The 20,972-nt window shown below is 45.9% G+C and carries 21 protein-coding genes; 9 read left to right on the top strand and 12 right to left on the bottom strand.

Annotation, left to right across the window (positions count from 1 at the left end; all coding sequences use genetic code 11):
- Positions 1-9: 9 nt before the first annotated feature.
- The gene (locus L865_RS0110695) at positions 10-2,178 is read left to right on the top strand and encodes a cation:dicarboxylate symporter family transporter (protein WP_028773234.1); all 2,169 of its coding nucleotides are present in this window, start codon (positions 10-12) and stop codon (positions 2,176-2,178) included.
- 72 nt (positions 2,179-2,250) lie between these two features.
- Here L865_RS0110695 and L865_RS0110690 read toward each other — a convergent pair whose 3' ends face one another.
- Positions 2,251-3,033 (bottom strand): CLCA_X family protein, encoded by a 783-nt coding sequence (locus tag L865_RS0110690; protein ID WP_028773233.1) that lies wholly within the window; start codon positions 3,031-3,033, stop codon positions 2,251-2,253.
- A gap of 169 nt (positions 3,034-3,202) precedes the next feature.
- On the opposite strand from L865_RS0110690, the gene L865_RS0110685 reads away from it, so the two are divergent.
- Together L865_RS0110685 and pyrC are read left to right on the top strand one after the other, a co-directional pair.
- Entirely contained in the window at positions 3,203-3,388 is a 186-nt protein-coding gene (locus L865_RS0110685) for a hypothetical protein (protein ID WP_028773232.1), read from the top strand.
- Positions 3,389-3,650: 262 nt separating this feature from the next.
- Positions 3,651-4,682: a dihydroorotase gene (gene pyrC, locus L865_RS0110680; protein ID WP_028773231.1), complete on the top strand. Its 1,032-nt coding sequence runs from the start codon at positions 3,651-3,653 to the stop codon at positions 4,680-4,682.
- Positions 4,683-4,758: 76 nt separating this feature from the next.
- Here the strand turns inward: pyrC and L865_RS0110675 are convergent, their stop codons facing one another.
- Both L865_RS0110675 and L865_RS0110670 read right to left on the bottom strand, forming a co-directional pair.
- The gene (locus L865_RS0110675) at positions 4,759-5,985 is read right to left on the bottom strand and encodes a threonine/serine exporter family protein (RefSeq protein WP_028773230.1); all 1,227 of its coding nucleotides are present in this window, start codon (positions 5,983-5,985) and stop codon (positions 4,759-4,761) included.
- 138 nt (positions 5,986-6,123) lie between these two features.
- Positions 6,124-6,354, bottom strand: coding sequence for a hypothetical protein (locus L865_RS0110670; protein ID WP_157577529.1), 231 nt, complete (start codon positions 6,352-6,354; stop codon positions 6,124-6,126).
- A gap of 185 nt (positions 6,355-6,539) precedes the next feature.
- Between L865_RS0110670 and L865_RS0110660 the strand changes: the two genes are divergently transcribed.
- Entirely contained in the window at positions 6,540-7,415 is an 876-nt protein-coding gene (locus L865_RS0110660; RefSeq protein ID WP_028773227.1) for a LysR family transcriptional regulator, read from the top strand.
- Between the two features lie 19 nt (positions 7,416-7,434).
- On the opposite strand, the gene L865_RS23555 is transcribed toward L865_RS0110660, so the two are convergent.
- The 5 genes from L865_RS23555 to L865_RS23550 all read right to left on the bottom strand — a co-directional run bounded on the left by L865_RS23555 (position 7,435) and on the right by L865_RS23550 (position 12,113).
- The gene (locus L865_RS23555) at positions 7,435-7,995 is read right to left on the bottom strand and encodes a cytochrome P460 family protein (protein ID WP_051484556.1); all 561 of its coding nucleotides are present in this window, start codon (positions 7,993-7,995) and stop codon (positions 7,435-7,437) included.
- 68 nt (positions 7,996-8,063) lie between these two features.
- Positions 8,064-9,041, bottom strand: a complete 978-nt coding sequence (locus L865_RS0110650) for a linear amide C-N hydrolase (RefSeq protein ID WP_157577527.1) — start codon at positions 9,039-9,041, stop codon at positions 8,064-8,066.
- Positions 9,042-9,356: 315 nt separating this feature from the next.
- Entirely contained in the window at positions 9,357-10,496 is a 1,140-nt protein-coding gene (locus L865_RS0110645; protein WP_028773225.1) for a permease, read from the bottom strand.
- A gap of 284 nt (positions 10,497-10,780) precedes the next feature.
- Complete coding sequence (locus tag L865_RS0110640) at positions 10,781-11,080, bottom strand: ArsR/SmtB family transcription factor (protein WP_028773224.1); 300 nt, start codon at positions 11,078-11,080, stop codon at positions 10,781-10,783.
- A gap of 496 nt (positions 11,081-11,576) precedes the next feature.
- Positions 11,577-12,113, bottom strand: a complete 537-nt coding sequence (locus L865_RS23550) for a sigma-70 family RNA polymerase sigma factor (RefSeq protein ID WP_051484555.1) — start codon at positions 12,111-12,113, stop codon at positions 11,577-11,579.
- Positions 12,114-12,474: 361 nt separating this feature from the next.
- Here L865_RS23550 and L865_RS0110630 point away from each other — a divergent pair, with 361 nt between their 5' ends.
- Positions 12,475-12,780, top strand: a complete 306-nt coding sequence (locus tag L865_RS0110630) for a hypothetical protein (protein ID WP_028773223.1) — start codon at positions 12,475-12,477, stop codon at positions 12,778-12,780.
- A 149-nt stretch (positions 12,781-12,929) separates the two neighbouring features.
- Positions 12,930-13,208, top strand: coding sequence for a peptidylprolyl isomerase PpiC (gene ppiC / locus L865_RS0110625; RefSeq protein WP_028773222.1), 279 nt, complete (start codon positions 12,930-12,932; stop codon positions 13,206-13,208).
- Positions 13,209-13,285: 77 nt separating this feature from the next.
- On the opposite strand, the gene L865_RS23545 is transcribed toward ppiC, so the two are convergent.
- From L865_RS23545 to rsgA, 3 genes are all read right to left on the bottom strand, one after another.
- Positions 13,286-14,065, bottom strand: coding sequence for an alpha/beta fold hydrolase (locus tag L865_RS23545; protein WP_037470978.1), 780 nt, complete (start codon positions 14,063-14,065; stop codon positions 13,286-13,288).
- A 24-nt stretch (positions 14,066-14,089) separates the two neighbouring features.
- Positions 14,090-15,097, bottom strand: a complete 1,008-nt coding sequence (locus tag L865_RS0110615) for a DUF2817 domain-containing protein (RefSeq protein ID WP_028773221.1) — start codon at positions 15,095-15,097, stop codon at positions 14,090-14,092.
- 145 nt (positions 15,098-15,242) lie between these two features.
- On the bottom strand, positions 15,243-16,385 hold the full coding sequence (gene rsgA, locus L865_RS0110610) for a ribosome small subunit-dependent GTPase A (RefSeq protein WP_084632517.1): 1,143 nt from the start codon (positions 16,383-16,385) through the stop codon (positions 15,243-15,245).
- A 503-nt stretch (positions 16,386-16,888) separates the two neighbouring features.
- Between rsgA and L865_RS23540 the strand changes: the two genes are divergently transcribed.
- Positions 16,889-19,015 carry a GGDEF domain-containing phosphodiesterase gene (locus tag L865_RS23540; RefSeq protein WP_051484554.1) on the top strand — a complete coding sequence of 709 codons (2,127 nt, stop codon included), beginning with the start codon at positions 16,889-16,891 and terminating at the stop codon, positions 19,013-19,015.
- Here L865_RS23540 and L865_RS0110600 read toward each other — a convergent pair.
- Positions 19,012-19,377, bottom strand: a complete 366-nt coding sequence (locus tag L865_RS0110600; protein ID WP_028773219.1) for a DoxX family protein — start codon at positions 19,375-19,377, stop codon at positions 19,012-19,014. The genes L865_RS23540 and L865_RS0110600 overlap by 4 nt on opposite strands.
- A gap of 131 nt (positions 19,378-19,508) precedes the next feature.
- On the opposite strand from L865_RS0110600, the gene L865_RS0110595 reads away from it, so the two are divergent.
- A complete protein-coding gene (locus L865_RS0110595) occupies positions 19,509-20,411 on the top strand; it encodes a LysR family transcriptional regulator (protein WP_028773218.1) in 903 nt (300 codons plus the stop codon).
- An 86-nt stretch (positions 20,412-20,497) separates the two neighbouring features.
- On the top strand, positions 20,498-20,959 hold the full coding sequence (locus L865_RS0110590) for a DNA polymerase III subunit chi (RefSeq protein WP_028773217.1): 462 nt from the start codon (positions 20,498-20,500) through the stop codon (positions 20,957-20,959).
- Positions 20,960-20,972: the final 13 nt, after the last annotated feature.

Here is a 20,972-nt window from a genome sequence, read left to right as displayed (position 1 = left end):
AGTAATGAAGTGATAAAAAGAATTCTAAAAATGCCAAGCTCTAGCTTGATGATTGTCGCCATATTTGTCGGTTTTGCGGTGGGGATTTTTTTTGGTGAGATGGTGGGCTGGCTTAGCACCATAGGGACCAGTGTCATTTTGCTGATGCAGATGACCGTTTTGCCCTATATTGTGGTGTCACTGGTTGGCGGTATTGGTAAGTTACAAAAATCTACCGCGATTATGATATTTAGCCGTGCTGGTTTAATTATGGCGCTGCTGTGGTTACTGGCATTGGTGTTAATTGCTTTAGTACCGCTGTCGTTTCCGTTTGTTGAATCCGCTTCGTTTTTTAGTACCAGCAGCATTGAAGCCGTTGAAGCAATTAACTACTTTAAACTGTATATTCCCTCTAATCCGTTCGAATCAATGGCCGCAGGTTATGTCCCTGCCATTGTGGTGTTTAGTATTGCCATGGGGCTGGCATTAATCGGCATGGAAGGTGAGCCTAAACTGCAAATTTTGTCGTTTATGCATACCACTTCAGAAATATTTTCTCGCATCACCCAAGGGCTAGTGAAGATTCTACCTATTGGTATTTTTGCCATGTCAGCCGCAGCGGCTGGCACCATGGGGGTAGAAGAGTTTGCCAGCATGCAGGTCTACCTCATTACCTATTTTGTGTTGTGTTTACTGCTGACGTTCTGGGTGTTGCCTTGGATTGTGGCATCGCTCACGCCCATCACCTACAAGCAAGCGGTGAGCATTACCCGCTCGACCTTAGTGACGGCGTTTGCCACCGGTAATATCTTTATTGTTATTCCGGTGATTATTGAAGAGTGTAAGCAGATCATGCGCGAGCATGACAAGCTGAGTGATAACGGCGAAACGCTGATTGAAATTCTAATCCCCATTGCCTTCACCTTCCCCAATATCGGCAAGTTAACGGTGATTTTGTTTGTGCTATTTGCTGGCTGGTTTAACGGTACGCCGGTTGAAATGAGCGCAATTCCATCGCTGTCGATAAGTGGCTTATTATCACTGTTTGGCAGTGTGTATGTGGCTATTCCATTCATGTTGGATTTAGTACATTTACCCTCAGATCTGTTCCAGCTGTTTGTGATGTCTGGCTTTATTACCGGCAAGTTTAATTCGATTGCCGCGGTGATGAACCTGTTTGTACTGACACTGCTTACGGTGTGTTTATTTGAAGGTTGTTTACGCATTAAGCCGCCACAAATCGTTAAGATGACAGTGGGTATTGCCATTAGTGTTGTGGCAACCTTGCTGGTTTGCCGAGTCGGCATGGGCATGTTTATTCACAGCCCTGAGGTCACCAGCGGTGTGATTGCTAACATGCAGGTGGCAGACAAGGTGCCGACCAAAGTGAAGCGCCAGTTCCCAGTGGTAGGTGAAACGCCCCAGGAGCCAATTGCTAATGTTAGGCAAATACGCGAGCGCGGCGTATTACGAGTAGGCTATATCCCCAGCAATGTGCCATTTAGCTACTACAACAACGGCGCGCAACTGGTGGGCTTTGACAGCGCCATGGCCACTAAACTAGCCGAAGATTTAGGGGTAGAGATTGAGTTTATCCCGTTTAGAAAATCGCAGTTAGCCGCCTCATTAGAAGCAGGCTTTTTTGATATTGCCATGTCAGGTCTAGCGATGGATATTGAGCAAATGGATAAGCTGAGTTATGCCGACCCAGTATTGGAGCTTACCTTAGCCATTGCCACGCGCGATCATATGGTGAGTCAGTTTAAAAACGCAGAATCGATTCAGGCATTACAAGACATTAAGGTGGCCTATGTGGAGCATAGCGATATTGTCAGCGATGCCAAGCAGAAGTACCCGCACATTGAATTTGTCAAAATTGATGGTTACAAAGACTTTTTCCGCCAGAAAAAACACAAGTATGACGCGCTAATTATCAGTGCACAGGCGGGGTCAGCGTGGACCCTGTTCTTCCCCGGCTATGGAATTGCCATTCCCACCAACAAGAATCGTTATCCGGTGGCTTACGCCGTTGCACAGAGTAATCAGTCGCTACTCAACTACGTCAATAACTGGCAGAAGCTACGTAAAGTTGATGGCCATCAGGACCGCTTTTATGAGTACTGGATGCTAGGTAAAGGTGCCAGCAAAGAGCAACCTCGTTGGTCGGTGATCCGTAATGTATTAGGCTGGGTTGATTAAGTCTCTGCCCCGCCCGACACCACAAGGCTAGCACCACAAGGCTAGCACTGCCGCGCTAATTGATTGGCGCGGTTAACCTTCTCGCCCAAGGGCATCCCCTAAGGGTTCAAAATAAGCCAATAGTGCTGCAAAAATTTGCTGCCTATGCTGCGCGTCTGGGTAACCGCCCGCTGCCGCTAGATCAGATTTAAGGGTTTCGTTGACTAAGTAGGGGTTACGGATATCGCTGCAAGATTCAATACACGCTTCAAATGCCCGTGCCATCAATTCTGTGGGTTTAGAGAAATATTGCCGCGCATATTGCTTATCGAGCGCCACCGCCCGCGCTACATAGTTGTGGCCATCGTTACCGTCGTCGGTTAATAAGGTCACCGCAAACAGCCTAGATAAACGCTGGTTGAGCTGATGGTCTATCAATGGCACATCGGCTAGCCAGGCATTACTGGCAAAGGAGATCGCACCGGGTTTAACCCTAAAAGCCTTTGCAGCAATATAATGATCAAACGCATGCCAAAATTCATGGGCCAATGCCCCCGCGCCTGCATTTTTAGCTAATGCCAACTCACGATGGGCAGGCATATAGTGCGCCTGCACCCCCTGCTGTCCACCAGTACCAAATGCTAGGTTAAGTGTTTGCCGTAAGCCGATCGCTTTGGGTGGCAATTTGAGCATGTAAGCTAAATCGGCAAGCGCATCAAAAATGAGATTGGCGGCTTTGTGTTTCTCTTGCTCTTCCACCCAACTGCCAATGCGGATTTGGTTTAAGTTAAAGGTGTGCTTCACATCCACAAACGACACTTGTTCGCCGAAACGGTAGTCTGGCCCTTGGCGTTGGTACTGTTTTTGTTTTAACACGGCTTTTGCTCTACCACTGAGTGATTCAATTGTCGGTAATTGGACCTGACTATTGTAACGGAAGTCGTCGCAATCACGTGATAAAAGTTTAGCAAAAGGTGTTCAACAATCATTCAGCTAGTGCTTGTTATTCTAGCCCCGCATTCAGAAAACAGCAGGAGATAGCACAATGAAATTATCAACTTTATGGTTAGTTATTTTAGTAATGAGTACTGTAGTGGTTGCAGTTTCAGGTACTGTCTTTTGGCCAATGTTAGCCACCATGTTTGTTGCAATGAGCTTAGGTTTGTTGGTGATGTATAAGCTGGGTAAGGCAGCCGACAAACATTTTGTTGATTTTTGCTCACCGCACTAGCACGGCAAATAACTCGGCAAAATTAGCTGCTGTCGGTAGTGACAAGATGCACTGCAGCTAGCGCCTTTGCATAGGCGCTCGAACCGATATCATGACTCAAAATGGTAATATTGATTAGCAGATCCCCACTGACAATCGCACCCTCAATTTCGTTCGATACGATTAACTGTCATAACTAAGCAAGTTGGCCTATGCTGCTAAAGCGTTTTCAGGCACAATATGCGCCATAATTTGGCCCGCTAATAACCGCTTAGGAACTCTAATGACGCAGATCACCCTACTTACCCCTGACGATTGGCACCTACATTTTCGCGATGGCGATATGTTACAAGAAACAGTGCCGGCGACTGCCCGCCTGTTTCAACGCGCAATCGTTATGCCTAACCTCCTGCCGCCAGTGACCAATGCGGCAATGGTCAATCAGTACCGTGAGCGTATTTTAGCGGCGCGTCCACAAGGCTCAACTTTTGAACCTTTGATGACAATCTTCTTAACCAACGACACCACTAAGCAAGATATTATTGATGCCAAAGCGGCGGGCGTTGTTGCCGCCAAGCTGTATCCTGCTGGCGCGACCACTAACTCTGATGCCGCGGTTAAAGCCTTAGATGCGCTGTTCCCAATTTTTGAAGTGATGGCTGAAGAAGGCATGTTGCTATTGGTTCACGGTGAAGTGACTGAATCGCACATCGATATTTTTGATCGCGAAGCCATTTTCATTGAGCGCAACCTCACTCGCATCGTTGCGGCTTTCCCGCAGCTTAAAGTGGTGTTTGAGCACATTACTACTAAAGATGCAGCTGAGTTTGTGGCAAGCGCCTCAGACAATGTGGCGGCCACCATTACCCCGCAGCACTTATTGCTTAACCGTAATGATTTATTAGTTGGCGGAGTGCGCCCGCATAACTTCTGTCTGCCTGTGCTAAAACGCAACATCCACCAGCAAGCACTTCGCGAAGCGGTGGCAACCGGTTCATCTAAGTTTTTCTTGGGTACCGATTCGGCGCCACACGAAAAACATCGCAAAGAATCTGCCTGTGGCTGTGCAGGTTGTTACAGTGCCTGGAGTGCACTAGAGCTATACGCACAAGTCTTTGATGACCTAGGCGCGCTCGATAAGCTAGAAGGTTTTGCGAGTACCCATGGCCCAGATTTTTATGGATTACCACGTAACACCTCAACCGTGACCCTAGTGAAAGAAACCTGGACAGTACCCAGCGAGATTATTTTGCCAAACGGTAACCCAATTGTGCCGTTCTTTGCGGGCGAAGAGGTTCACTGGAAAGTGAAATAATTACCGCCAGTAAATAACAACGGCCAAGGTGGGTGCACCTTGGCCGTTTTTTTATGCCTATTAGTTTGTGTCGAATTTATAACGCCTTACGTGTGGGGACTATCACGTTAGCAAAAATCAATCCCGCCACCAGCGACATAAAGATAATAAACACCTCTGGGCCCATGTTTTGTGTGTTGACCAGATCTTTACCGGAAATAAACGAATCTAACCCCATGTAGGTTTTCGACCCGGGCACCAGCAAAATTAACGCATGCATGGCCACAATGCTGGACGGCTGATTGGCAATACGGCTGAAGATATTGGCAAACGCCCCAAGCGCGAATGCGCCCAAAAATGATCCCACGCCTTGGGTGACATATTGCGAGCTCCAAACCGTGACGCCAAAAGCAATAAACGCCCCTACAACCGCCCACGGGATATGTTTGATCCGAATCCGGAATATGGGCACTAAGGCTAAGCTTAAAAACAGAACCCCAAGCCAGCGCCCCCAATAGGGTAGTGACTCACCGGCTTGATAGACGTTCTCGCCAAATAACGCAAAGCCCAAGCTGATGCCTAAAAATGCGCCAAAGAACAACTTAAATAGCTGCATAATCGAGTCCATCACCCTAGCTGTGCCCGACACTAAATTGCGCGATGACAGCTCAGACAAGCCAATGGTAAGCGATAAACCGGGGATCAAAATAATGATTGATGACAGCACAATAATGGGGATATTAATACCGGGGTCGAGATAATAGCCGATAGCACAGGCAATTAAACCCGACACAAATGCCGTGACCGGTTCTAACATCGCTAAATATCGATCAGATTGCAGCGACCCCAAAATACCGATGTAAGTGAGTGCGCCTAACAAACTGGACCAGACAATCTCTGACACACTGGCGCCCATTAACATGGCAAACGCGCCCGATGCCAAACAATACGCCAATAAGGTGAGTACTTTGCCGTAAGGCGGCTGCATCATGTCGATTTCATCAAGGCGTTGATCGGCGGCCGCCAAGCTGATTTCGCCCGCCAATAATGCCGCTGCAACTTCATCGGTCAGCGACAATGCTGCCATATCGATCTCGCCCGGCTGCATCCGTACCGCATGATGATATTCATCTTCTTGATCGCTAGTACGCAACATGAAAATGATTGACGTGGGTGTTGAGATAAACGACGAATTGAGCCCAAAATGATTAGCAACCTCAATCAGATAAGACTCTAATCGAAATGATGGGCTACCGTATTTGTGCAGCATCTTGCCCAACTTAACGATAAAACGCCGATAAGCTTTAAACGCTTGCGGATCCATGTGGTGTTTCCTCAATCCTGCATTGCCAATCAATATTGCACTGCTGACGTACTATAGACTAATAAGCTAACGCGAAAAGCAGCTTCTGTGCAAAAATACTTGCCCATTAATCAATGAAATTCAATATCTAAGCCGAATTTAGTACAGCTCTGCGCCATCGTGTGGGTCAAGTGCATCTTCTAGGATGATTCTATCTTCAATGTCACGCCGAATAAGCTCATCTTTCATACGCTGACAAGCAAAGTCACAACCTAAGTGTTGATTGTGTACCCGATGAGTCACGCTAGAGCCGGTGTCACTTCGTTGGGCGCAACCGCTAGTCATCGCCAAAACGGTGGCAACGAGTGCCAATAGGATTAACTTTTGCATCATAAACCTCGCAGTTTGGTCATTACCAATGATGGAACGTCTGCGAGTATTATCTATGCAAGTCACGCTATTACTAAGGCAGCTACTATTCACAATTTAAATAGTTTGTTGCATTTACAGCGATTCATATTAAATTATTGCTTAGGTGGCTTAATTGAGTCATTGCAACCAAAGAGAGCAGCAAAATGTTAATGACGACCGAGCGATTACGCTACCTAGTTGAAGTCGCCAATAGTGGCTCATTTTCCGCAGCAGGACGCAATCTAGGTGTCAGTGCCTCTGCGGTCAATCAGATGATCAACAATATGGAAATTGATTTAGATCTGAGCCTGTTTGATCGGGTTGCAGGCAAAGCGCCGATACTGACCGCTGCGGGCAAAGCTATCTACTTTCAAGCACAAGAGCTGCTGCCTCGTCTCAATGCTATTGAACTTAAAGCACAATCATTAAAACAAGGCGTTGAACCTAGCCTAACCATTGCCTTGCACGGCTTGACCTTCTTTCCGCGATTTCAGCAAGTACTGCATCAACTTAGTGAAGCTTACCCTGAGCTACAGATAAACCTGGTGGACAGTGAAGTGGCAAGCCTGCAGCCCAATCCCGAACAGAAGTTAGCTGACATTACCATCGCCCCGGCTAACCTTGAGCCTAAACGGGGCGTGGAATCAAAAATTATCGACAAGATCAATTGGTGCTTTGTGGCCGCCCCAACCCATCCATTGGCAAAACGTCGCGGCGAGCTTTCAAGCGCCGATTTGAGCCAATACCAACAATTGCTACCCAGTGAAGGCAATATTGCCACACCTGAGTTAATAGAATCGCTGCGTTACAGCCCCAAAGTGGTCAGTTGCGATCGCCTGTATCAAATCACTGAGCTAGCCTGCTCAGGAATGGGGTTCGCGTTATATCCACAAAAACTGCTACACCGCGAATTGCGCCAACGTTTAGTTGAACTGCAAGTCGATTTTGTCGAGGGGGCACTCGAATGGCCCGTTGAGATCTGCTGGACCCAATCTTTAGGGGTGGCAGGTAATTGCCTGGTCGATGAGTTAACCGAGTAAACCTAACCACCCGCCTTACTTAGCGCTGCATTAACGGATAAATATCTGTGTACAACCAGTCAGTATTTTTGCGTGGCATATGGCAACCTTGGCAATAATTTCTATCGTCATTGGTGTTGCGGCTTAGATCTTTGGGGTCTGTAAACTGCGCCCAGCCCCACCCTTCACCCCATACGGCTTTATTGGCAGTATTTTGAAAGCGGCCAACACGGTCTTTAATCATCACAAACTCAATATCACGATCTGTTTGATGCTGCACATCGCCTGACAACAGGGACTTTTTGTCTGATACAAACTTGATTGATTTAACAATCATGGTGCCATCGGGCCATTGCCCAGTTTGCCTATATTCCTGCAACGCCGATTTTTGTACATAGGTGGCATTGATATTAAGCAAGGTTTGCGTTTGCGGGTCGGCAACGGTGTTACTGCCAACGTGGATAAAGTCCTGCATTAAATAATCGCTAGGTAGGCTAATGTTGCCCTGCGTATCGACATAGGTTTGATAGGTCTGCTGATGATCAACCGCGCTGGCATAAGTACTGGCTAACAATAAGCCTAAGATCATTAGTTTTTTCATGTTGCACTCTCCCATGATTGAGGAATAAAAAGCACCGCCTTAGGCGGTGCTTTACTGACTATGGCTGCCTACTTGTTAGCAGGGTGAGCACCCAGTACAACTCGCTTGGCTTCGTCGTTGTTGAACATATCGAAGCTATAGTGCTCGACAGCCCATGTGTCGTAGCGATCGAATGTCCAAGTTTTTGCATCACGGTCGGTGTAGTTGGTCCACAATGTTGGGAAGACATCGTTAACCGATTTATCAATTTGGTCGTAGCCTGCAAATACGGTCGCACCTACGGCTTTCATTGAATTTTGTGCTTTAGTCGCATCAGTCACATTGCGCTCATACATGTCAGCAATCACTGATTTGGCACGTAGGCGACGGTCTGATGGCAAGATAGTCGACCCCGCCTCAACTTGTTGCTCGTCCAACGCTAAGTGCTCATCAAATGCTGGATCATTGCTCATGTAAGCTGAACCTGAACCCGTGTAGATCTTCATTTCACCTTTGATGAACTCAACAACCGCAGTGTTACCTTGCGCATCGGCAAACTGGTAGTGTACGGGTGGATAAATGCATTCACCTTCATGATTTGGTAAGTCACATACCGCTGTGGGTAGCACATCTACACTTTGCAGGGCGCTAACGACTTCAGTCACTGAGCTGAAGTTATCAACTGCCCAAGTAGGCACCATGCCTGCGTCAACATTTTTAGTGTCAGCTCGGTCTTGCGCAAACTCAGTACCTGCGCCAGTGCCAAGATACAAAATGCGTGCTTCTAGGCCTTGCTCGTTCATGGCTTCAGCGACGATGCCAGGGTTGAAAGATTCGATTTTAAGCGCAGCAAACTTACTGCGAGTCGCTACGCCGTCAGTGGCGCTGTATTGGGTGTCGATACCAGCACCTGTGCCGACAACAACCGCTTGGTCATGACCAAACCAATCCATTGTGCGCATGGTTAGCTGCGCTTCTCCATTGTTGTAAACTGCGGTGGTACAAGCATTGGCGATGCCAACAGTAGCGGTAGTAGCAAGTGCGATAGCAAGTAGTGTCTTTTTCATAGTGTTGTCCTCAATGTGATTGTTTGCCTCGTTAGCTTGGTTGAATTATTGCCGAATTGACTATGTGAGGTACAATTAACACCTATTAGTTTTACTTACAGGCTAACTGATAACATGAAGTGATAACATGAAGCACTAAGATGAAGCACTAAGATGAAGTGCTGAGATTGAGTGTTGAGATGAACGACTAAGATGAAGCACTGGAATGAAGTGCTGGTAGGAAACGGCTAAGCAGTGCTACAAGCCAATGCTAAAAATGTAAAAAGCGCCTGTGTTGCCACAGACGCTTTAAGTTTACGCTAACTAAGCGGCTAGTTAGCTAAACAACCATTGATACATAAACCCGGCGCCAATGGCCATAGTTAATATGACGCTAACAAAGGCAATGATCATTTGATTCTTGAAAATCGATTTCAATAGAATCACTTCAGTCAAACTTGCCCCTGCACTGCCAATAATCAATGCCATAACTGAACCCAGCGCCATGCCCTTTTTCACTAAAGCAGCACTCAATGGAATCACTGCTTCTGCACGAATATACAGAGGAATACCGATAACGGCTGCAACAGGAATCGCATACCATAGGCCATCACCCGCATATTTTACGATTAACTCAGTTGGCATAAAGCCATAAATAAATGAGCCTAACGTAATACCAAGCAATAAGTACGGCAGCACCTGTTTAAAGTCTTTCCAGGTTGAATGCCATAACGCCAGCCACTTATTCGGTGTAGCCTTTGGTGCATCTTCACTGCCATAACATGATTGTGCGGCCTGCGGCTTAGCCTCTTCAGCGGCGCAACTCGTCGCCGTAGGTGTCGATTTAGCTGAATCACCACAGCTGCTTTCTGCAACCGTTGCCGACAGCGGAGCCTTGGCCGAATCACCACAACTGCTTACCTTTGGCTGTGGTTCACCACAACACACAGTGGAAGCGACAGCTTTTGCCTTAGGTTCGCCACAGCCAGTACTAGCTCTACAACCACTCACACCCGCTGCTTCATACGCTTCTGGTTTGACATAACGTTCAAAACCCAGTTTTTCCAGTGCCCAACCAGCAATAATTGACACAACCAAGGCTACAGCAAAATAAAATAGTGCTACCTGCCAGCCAAACGTCACGACAAACAAGCCAATAATAATGGGATTAAGTAGTGGGCTTGAGAACAAGAACACCATCATAGGACCAAACCCAGCTTTGGCTCGCAGTAATCCTTTTAAGAAAGGGATTGTTGAGCAAGAACAAAACGGTGTAATTGAACCTAATAAAGCCGCAATCACATACCCCTTGCCATTTTTTGAACTTAAAATGGTTTGAATTTTCTCAGGCGTAATGTACATCTGTAGTACGCCCACTAAATAGCTAATCGCTAAAAATAGCAGTGTTAGCTCTACCGCTAAAAACACAAACATATCTGCGGCCTCGTAGGCCATGGCTAATGTTTCAGGACTCATTACTTTTCCCACCTTGATCTGACTTAGTACGGTTTATCGACTTATTTCGATATTTGTCGAAATAATACTCCTGAAAAATATCAAGTCAACCCATAATTCCAGAATTATGGAAATGTTTATTAAAAAAATCTAATATGCATTGATGGCGGCGATAAAAGAACAACCTAATGCTTTGATATGGTTATATTATTTTGTTTTTACTGCGAAAAGAAGTGTAACGAAGTGATGTTTGGTGCCCGTATATCACACCAAACAAGTTAGCATAGTTCAACTTTAACAAAGGGTTAGTTGCAGTTTTGCTCATCAAAACAACACTCATCCTGTAAGAAGCCGATCACTTGCTCTAGGTTGTCGAACTCACCAACACAATATAAGGTTCGTCCCTCTCGACGCTGCGATAATAATCCAGCCGACATTAAACTGGCGATATGGTGAGAGAGTGTCGAAGCAGGAATAGACAGTTGCTGCTGTATATCACCAACTGCCACACCTTGATATCCAGCACGAACAACGCGCTTATAAATCCCTAAGCGGGTGGGATGACCTAACTCTTTGAGGGCCTTGGCAACAACTTCAATATCCATTGTTATAACTCAACTGTATTAGCAATATTTCGATAATAATAGAATTAATTGTTAAACAAAACAACCCACAATAGCGTTAAGCCATTGTGGGTTGCCGTATGACCGCTCAATGAGCAGTAAATGGGGAATTATCGATTATGGTTATGCACAGCACTTGGCCTGTTCGGGACAACAGCCATCGGTGCAGCAATCATCATTAGCACAGCACTGTTGATCACAACAATCAGACTGACAGCATTCGGGTGTGCAGCACTGTTGGTCCGTGCAACAATCTGCCTGACAACAATTATCTGTGTCACAACAGTTAGACGTGCAGCAACTGTTGCTACTTGGCTGTTTATCTGTGGTAGCTGCGCAGCAAGCTGCTTTGTCTGTGTGGTTTTTGGCGTTGGTTGGTTGCATAGGTCTCTCTTAATTAAGTTAGCTCAATAGCATGGTGAGTCTTACTTAGATAGACGAAGCACAACCAAAAAAGATGCAAATAATTGCCGCTAATTTAACACCCCTTGCAATTTGCCTGCTCAGTATCAAAGTCATCAATGCGGCCACTTTTGTTAACTACTGGGGCGCAGCAACCTTGAATACTGCTTGCCAGCAATTGGCGTCCACGACGTACTCGAGATTTGACTGCCGGTAAACTGAGATTAAGCTGATCCGCCACAGCTTGATGTTTGAACCCTTCCAACTCACTTAGCAATAGCACGTGTTGATACTTATCATCTAAGGTCATGATCATCGGTCGCATGCACTCACTCATATCGCGAAAAGCATCACTTTTGTCGACCTCTTGCAGTAGATCTTCGGGCAAGGCCTCGTTGGGCTTGCGCGTGCGGTAATAGTCAATAATCGCGTTTTTAGTCACTTGGTATAGCCAAGCAATGGGCGAGTTGGGCGGAGTCTGCTGTTGTAGCAGCTTAACGAAAACACCACTGAGAATATCTTGTGCATCATCTCGGTGGCCAATTTTTTTAATGATGTAAGCGAGCAATTCTTGCTGATACTGTTTAAACGCCGTCGATGCGACTTGCTGCATAGCATAACCTCTTGGGTAAATACACGTGGGCTTCTTCATACGCCCGGTAATTGCAGGCATTAGCCATAGTTAGTGCTAATGACGATCCACTCGCCAAAAAGATGCAAACTAGGTAATTATTTTTGCAGTTTAATCAATATTAGCCATTTATGCAGAGTTTAGTGACTGCTAATTGACAGTTGCTAAATGCTGATTATTGGCGACCAACTTCCATTTCTCAGGTCGACTTTACATTAGCAAACAATGGATTAAGGTGAAAAACTAGACAGTCGAGTTTTTATTCAATACATTAAAAACGTGACACAGATCACACTAAATAATCAGTCTGACCAAACAGATGTACCAATAACAAGGAGTCCCTATGAAATCATTGAATATGGCACGCTTGATTACAGCAACCAGCTTGCTGGCTTGTTCATCGAGTATGGCAATGCCCGCTACAGTAGAGTGCAACGATTGCACTGGACCACAAATACAACAGGCTGCCAGTCAGCATGTAAGCAATAATGATACGCTACTAGTGGTGGATTTTGTTAATGCAACTGTCGCTAAATTTGCGGTGTCTGACGAGGGCCAGTTACAAGCTGAAAGAGCCACCCTAGGTGATGTCAATTACGTTAACCGTCAGTTTGATTACCGTAAAACCACTTTGCGAGCTGCTAAATAGGCAGCCTAGAGCACACTGCAGCACAGTATCCTTCATACCAAGCATGTGTCTCACAGTGTGAGAAAATCCCCACCTACATCGCAGTGGTCAGCTTTTTACTGATATAATTAGCGGATCACTCACTATCGCTCAATACGGCTTTCACTATTATGGCAAGAACCGCTGCAGCATTGCATATATTGGTTAAACACAAAGAACTCGCAGAAGAGATCATTCAAAAACTCAATAAAGGCGCTAAGTTTGATGTGCTTGCCAAAAAGCACTCTAGCTGCCCGTCGGGCAAAAAGGGCGGTAGCCTAGGTGAGTTTAAAAAAGGCCAAATGGTACCGGCGTTTGATAAAGTTTGTTTTACCGGTGAGCTAATTACTCCACACCTAGTAAAGACCAAATTTGGCTGGCATGTGGTCAAGGTGCTGTATCGCACTTAAACTAGCACCATATTTATCAGCCTTAGCAATCTGTATATCTAGACTTTTTAGCAAAAATAAACAGTACATCGGCAGGATTATTGGTACTGCAGGATTTTTTGTAGCAGTAATTGCGGCTGATCTAAACTGATGTCATGGCCACAGCAGTCAATCTTTACTAGCTCGGTTTGGTAAAATTGGGCTAAGGCAGCGCTGCAACTGGGCATCACTAAGGCATCTTGGTTAGCCACCATCACATAGATTGGGCAAGAAAGTGCGTTGGGGGCATTAAATTTAGCGCAGGCGATTATCTGCCTGACACCATTAAAAAAGTGGCAATGTCGCTCGGTCCGCCACTGTGACCATTGCTGAATATAATCTATTTGATTCGCCGCTTTTAGACTGGTCAGTGCCAACACTAATCGCTCTACTGGGCTGACCTTTTTTGCACTCCCTCTAGCGTTAAGCTGTTGCATTACATGCCGCCAACACTGGGCTGCGCCAATAGCGATTAGCCGATCCAGCCGAAAGCGTTGATACCAGCCAGAGAGATTAGCGGCGCTGCTATTAAGCAGCACAACCTGCTTTATCATCTGTGGCTGCTGCTTGGCTAAACGCAGTGCAATCATCCCTCCCATTGATAGACCCACTATGGTCAGCTGAGGCACACTTTGACCTTGAAAGTGCGCCTGTATTTGCCGGGCAACTTGCTCGGCGTATTCATCAATACTCAAGGGGCTGCGCTGCTGGTAATAGTGGCCGTTACCCAGCACGTCGACACTCAAAACCTGACAACCGGCATCAATAAGCCGCTGCTCAAAACCATGCCAATGACGTTGGTCTCGCATTAGGCCACGCAGCAACACTACTTGCATCATTGTAGCTCCTAAGCACTGAGTGAATTAACGGTACCACACCCGCTGCGCATCATGATTAAGTGCCATAACTGATTGCGCAGGTAGCTTTTCCAATACGTTAGCATATGCAGATTCCATCAAGAACTGCATCAAAATCAAGTGCCGACGTAAAATACGGTCATGACGATGGGGCTTTTGTGGATTGAAATAGCCAGGGAAATTGAAAATTTGCCGTGGATTTTTGCGCACCCACGCCCACGAGCCCATCTCTAAAGTTAACGGAATAAACAAGCTATCGCTGCTGTTAGCAACACTCAGGTAGTCCCATATGTCACCATGGGTTTGATAAAAGTGATTTTGTGGCGCAAAACGATAGTAGCCGTGGTGCGGGTAACCTTTGTCAAACAGCTGCTTTAGATGGTAGATATAACCGGCATTCTCAAAGGGTTGCTTTGAATGCGCATAGGGAAACCAGATGTGATCAACCATACCAAAGCCTGAATGCACATCTAAACACACTAAGCTACTGCTGCTCTGTTGTAGGGTTTGCACATAATCGATAACCGCTTGGGTTTCCGCCTCTACTTTAGTACCGCGGTACCAAGGCAATTTGGGGGAAAATGTCTGCCCACCAACCATGAAAGTCACAGGTTGTTCAGAGTCTATGGGGGCGTTACGCATTAAGTCGACATTATTGCCATTACCACGGCTGCCACGCAAAAAACCGACCGGATTAACCACAGGTAGAAAAGCAATTCTGACATGGCGTAATAGCTGTTGTAGATGTGTATCCCAAGGCAGTCTATTAAGTAAATTATTGAGAAAAGCCAACACCACTTGTGCGCCGATTCGCTCAACGCCATGCACCCCACCGACAAACAGCACTGTAGGGCAATGATGTTGATTGCCCAGCTCTATGGCCGTTAAAGACAAAGGCGTACCACGGTAATGCAGATCCAATAAAGACTGATGCCTGAAGTGGTTTTGATGCTTAGCCACTAAACGTTTTAGCGTATCGATCTCAAATGCATGTTCAAACGAAAACTTAGCCATTATTCTCAAGACTTTATCGCCACTTTGACAATAAATCTAACTGTTCAATGAGACAGGTAAATGACAGTCCAAGAGAAAATTAGCCCCACAAGTTTAAACTTGTGGGGCTATAAAGTTGACGATAATTTGAACCCGCTAAGCGGCGTTAACCGCGCTTATGACTGCGCGCATCATCTTGAACACGGCGGTACATCTTACTTAAGCTCTTACCATGGGCACGTTTTTGCGCGATTGTGGCACCGTTAAGCGCTTGCTCTCGCAAGAGCTTTTGATAACTCACCAAACGGCGCTCATCTATTTGCCCTTGTACTATAGCCTGCTGCACGGCGCAACCTGGCTCGTTGTGGTGGCTGCAATCAGCAAAGCGGCACTGCTGAGCTAACGCCGTGATATCTGCAAAAGTATGGTTCACGCCCTGTTCACAGTCTGCCAGCTGCAACTCGCGCATCCCTGGGGTGTCGATAAGTAACCCGCCCCCTGCGGTAAAGTGTAGCGATCTACCGGTGGTGGTATGGCGGCCTTTCGCGTCATCTTCTCGAATCCCTGAGGTTTGTTGCGATGGTTTCACAAGCAAACTGTTAACTAAGGTCGACTTACCCACACCCGAAGAGCCAATTAACGCAACCGTTTTACCCCGGCTTGCATAACTGGCAAGTACAGCAACGCTTGCACTATCAAGACCATTAACCGTTTCAATAAGCAATTGACTATCGAGCTGCCTTAACTGAGTGATGTAGGCTTGCGTGTCGGCACATAAGTCTTGTTTTGTCAGCACTATCACAGGGGTAACGCCCGCCTCATTGACCAGTGCCAAATAGCGCTCAATACGGTTAAGATTAAAGTCTTGGTTGAGTGACGAGACAATAAACACCCAGTCAACATTGGCGGCAATCAATTGCTGCGCAATTTTACTGCCTGCGGCCTTACGGCTAAACAATGATTGTCGCTCAAACAGCTGTAAGAACTGCTGTTCAGAATCAAGCATCACCCAGTCACCAACCGTCATTGCAGGCAGTTGAGGATGCATGTTTAGCTTGTGGTCGCCTTGGGGAGATAACAGCTGGTAGTGTTGGCGATGATGACTAGTCACTCTGGCCAAAATACCGGTCTGAGTATCAATGCTGTTGTTTAGCTCTATCTCGGCAAGCTGAGTTTGCAACGCGCTATTCCAGCCCAATTGCTGCAATGTCAAAGCGGCACTACTTGCAGATGCTGATGTTGTTGTGGTTTTCGTTACGGTTGTTGTTTTGTTCGCGCGAATTGACGCGAAACGATCGAATTTTGTCATGGTGACCCCAGCGCAAAGCGCCTGAATATTACATTCTGGGATACTTAAATTAGGTAAGTTCCCCGGTATTAGTTATCTCAATGACCGGGCAATATGCAGCAGTTAACGACTTTGTCGACAGGACAAAACCGTGTCAATTAACGTGCGTTTGTTGCCCAGTTAAGGCTAACAACAATCATCAAATCTCCTTAATTACTTATATCAGTAAATATCATTTAGCTTAAGTTGGCGAATTTAGCAGCATACTTAGCCAATGGCTAGTCAAATTAGAAACTGCACTAAGCCTTTATGTAAACTATGTATATTCAGTCACACTTTGAAGCTTCCGCCCCAAAGCAGCAGCTACCGCTAAACATGAAGTTGCAAACAATATTTTCCACTAAGTAAAGCGAAAAGCGCAACCATAAACTAAACTCAATAATACTGTTTGATGTCATTTCAGCACGGACGCCACTGGACTTGTGTGAGTACCTTAAAGTTTTGCAGCTAAAGGATTAGTGACAATGAGAATAATCAGACCTACCCAGCCCCCAATCACCGAATTTAGCGGCATTTTAGAGTTGTTCCCCTACCCGGCTGCAATTTTAGATCTCTATGGCGTGATTGTGATGACCAATCAAAAATGGCAACAATTTGCCTGCCTTAAAGGCTTACAAGTTTCACAGTGGGTAGGCGCTAATTACTTAAACCTATTAAAACAGCAAGACAAAAACGCCGCTATTCTCCCCCAAGATGCTCACCTGCAGTTGGATCAAGTCATTGAACAAAAAGTGGATATGACTAAATACAGTTATACCTGTAAAAACAATGGCTGTGGCCACTTTTACGAAATGGTCACTAAGCGTTTTCAGTGTGAATGTCATGACTACTTGATTGTCAGTCACCAACAAAAGGAAAACCGAGACGAGTTAATCAATAGCCAACAAAGGTTGGCTATTGCCGCTGATGCGGCGCAGATTGGTATTTGGGATTACGATTTAAAACATGACCTATTGATTTGGGATGAATGGCTGTATCGAATATATGGTATCGATTCTTCTACCACCCAAGCAGTGTATGAGACCTGGGAAAATGGCGTTCACCCAGAGGATCTGCCACAAGCGATACAAGATTTCCAACGGGCAATCACCACCGGTGAGAACTTTAATAGCCAATTTAGGATCATTCGCGGTGACGGTGAAATCCGCCATATAGAAGCCTCGGCCAAAGTGATTAAAGATAACCAAGGTAAATCAACCCGCATTATTGGCTCCAATATCGATATCACCGATAGAGTCGCTTCAAATCACACAATTGAGCAGCTGTCCCACTATGACCCACTGACGAAGTTACCGAATCGACAATCATTGGAGCAAAAATTACTCCACGGCTTTACTAGCCTAGATAAACCCGGTTTTTTTGCCGCTCTACTACTGATTGATATAGACCATTTTAAAGAGGTGAATGATATTCATGGTCATCCTGTTGGTGATCAGGTGCTCATCAGTGTCGCAAAGCGCTTAAAAGCTAACATTGGCAGCGAAGACTATATTTGCCGCTTTAGCGCCGACGAATTTGTGATTTTTGTGCCGCACATCTCCGATAGTATCAACACCACCAAGCAATATTCACAAGTCTTTGCAGACAACATTCAGCACAGTTTTAGGCAGTCACTACTGACAAATCAGGGGCGCTTTAAGCTGACCTTGAGTATTGGCGTCACTTTATTTAACGAAGCACGCTCCAACACTGACGAACTGCTACAGCAAGCAGATTTAGCCTTGTATCAAGCCAAAAAAAGTGGCCGCAATAGTGTCAGTTTTTTCGCCGAGACCATGTTAGATTGCATGCTGGAAAAGAAACAGATGATGAGTGATCTGGAATATGCTTGTCGGCATCATCAATTTGAACTGCACTATCAAGGGCAGTTTTCGCAGCAACACGGGTTAATTGGCGCTGAAACACTGCTGCGCTGGCACCACAAATCAAAAGGGATGATTTCACCAGACCAGTTCGTTCCTTTACTCGAAGAGTCCGGATTAATTATCCCAACAGGAAAGTGGATACTCGAACAAGCCTGTCTGCAACTCGGAGACTGGGCAAAAGATGACAAATTTAAAAATCTCACCTTGTCTGTCAACGTGAGCGCGGTGCAGTTACTTGATGATCAATTCTGCCGAGATGTAAAACGACTGCTTGCCCTATACCATGCCCCCGCAGACAAACTTAAGCTGGAGATCACCGAAGGAATATTCATTGAAAATATCCAAGCAACCATTGCCATCATGGCGGAGTTGGCCGAGATTGGCGTCACCTTTTCACTGGACGACTTCGGTACGGGTTTCTCTAGTCTAAGCTATTTAAAAAGCTTGCCATTGTCGCAACTAAAAATAGATAAATCTTTTGTCACGGATATCTTGCACGATGACAACGATGTGGCAATCGCTGCAACCATTGTAACCTTGGCTAAGAGTTTAGGGCTTAACGTGATTGCAGAAGGCGTTGAGCTAGAACAGCAACAAGCTGTGCTGAAAAAAATTGGCTGTGAATGCTATCAAGGCTTTCTGTATCACAAGCCGTGTAGAATTGACGAGTTTAAGCAGCTCGTCAATCATTCTCTCCCTGCTCACGCAAATATGCAGCGCGCTTAAAACAGCGACAGTGATTCATTGAGCGCGAGTAGTGTGACAGACAGGCTTAAGGTCACTATTGCTGCAATGGCATTCTTGGCACTGTCATAGCGCAAATGACACGCTATCGCCCCAACTGAGACTGTCGCTATCACCATCGCGCTTATAGCGGCAATGATTGTTTGCGGCCACCACAAACCCAGTGCCGCAAGCATTTCAATTACCCCCACTAACCCCATGAACTGTCTATTAAAGCCATAACTTTTGAAAAATGCTAACTGGGTTTCAAATATCAACTTTTGCCAGCCAAACACTTTAACCGAACCGGCAAATACGAAGAAAACACTTAATAAACTGCTAAGCACTAATGCGACCGTTGTCATTGGATAACTCCCACTACTGATGAATTTGAACTCATTATAATCAAGAGTTTTTGTCGCAAATATAGGATTGATAGACTAGTATCTATTCCAAAATAGAATAGATATCAATGTAAGAAAGTGGGTAAATTGTCATGAACAAATTGGATGCTATGGTGGATTTTTCACGAGTAGTCGCCCTTGGTAGCTTTTCAGCTGTGGCGGCTGAGCGCCAAGTATCACAAAGCAGCGTCAGTAAAAAGGTCGCGGCACTTGAGCAGCATCTCGGCGTGCAGCTCCTAAACCGTACTAGTCGCCAATTAAGCCTCACCGCGGCCGGCGAAATGTACTTGAAGCAATGCCAGCAAATACTCACTAAACTGGCTGATATTGAAGCTGAGCTTCAACAAGGCAATGTCACCCCAAAGGGGCGGTTAAAGGTATCCATTCCGGTATCACTCGCCGAGTCGCTACTGGTTGAAATGCTCGCTCAGTTCGCCGCTAGCTATCCGGATATTGAATTGGCAATCTCTTTGAGCGATCACTATGTGGATTTGATTAGTGAAGATTTTGATGTGGTTATTCGCGCTGGTGAGCTAGATGATTCAAATCTAAAAGCGCGCAAGCTATTTAACAATCAAGCGGTATACGTTGGCTCAGCAAAGTATTTCGCCCAACATGGTATCCCTAAGCACCCCCAGGAACTATCTAGCCATCGCTGCATTGGCTATTCATTGTCACCTAGGTTAAGTAGCTGGCCCTTCACCCAATCTAATACCACAACTCAGGTCAGCATAAGACCAGCAATTAAGTGTGATAACGCCAATATGATCATGCAGTTGGCTATGGCAGGACAAGGGGTTGCCATGCTGCCCTATTGGATGGTTGAGCACGCGATTGCACAAGGAGCACTTCAGCAAATTTTTAGCGACTATCAAGGTTTAGCCATGCCGGTACATGCGCTTTATCTACGCAGCAGTCATACACCGTTGCGGATCCGCTGTTTTATCGATGACTTGGTGGCACATTTTAGCCATCACCCATCAAAAAGATGCTGAACTTAGCCCGCGTTTTAGTGTAAAATCCCCTCTTTCGTCAGTGGCAAAATGCCACTTAACCCAACTGATGCGATTGACACTACACTATGCCTAACGCCTTGTTTCATGTACTGCCAGCGCTAGCTCAGAATCCAACAGCCGATTCTTCAGCAGCCAAACAAGCCGTATATCGATTAGCTTGCCAGCTATCGCAACAAGCATATAGTCAGCAACAATGGGTGTATATTCACTGCCAAGATCAACAGCAGGCCTATGATATTGACGAATTATTGTGGCAATTTGAGCCCAGTGCTTTTGTACCACATAACTTAAAGGGCGAAGGCCCTACAGGCGGGGCGCCAGTTGAAATTGGCTTTGACAAGCTAGGCGCCAATAAAAATCGTCATGTTCTGATTAATCTTGCAGACCAAGCACCGCAGTTTGCGGTAAACTTTGCCCAGATTATCGATTTCGTTGCTAGTGATGATGCCCAAAAAGCGATCGCCCGTGATCGTTATCGACAATACCGCGATTTAGGTATTCAGTTGTCGACCGAAAATCATCAGTAGCACAACCATTTAA

The sequence above is a fragment of the Shewanella waksmanii ATCC BAA-643 genome (assembly GCF_000518805.1).
Classification (GTDB): Bacteria; Pseudomonadota; Gammaproteobacteria; order Enterobacterales; family Shewanellaceae; genus Shewanella; species Shewanella waksmanii.
Note: the sequence above shows the minus strand (reverse complement) of the source record. Positions and strands in the feature narration are given on the sequence as shown.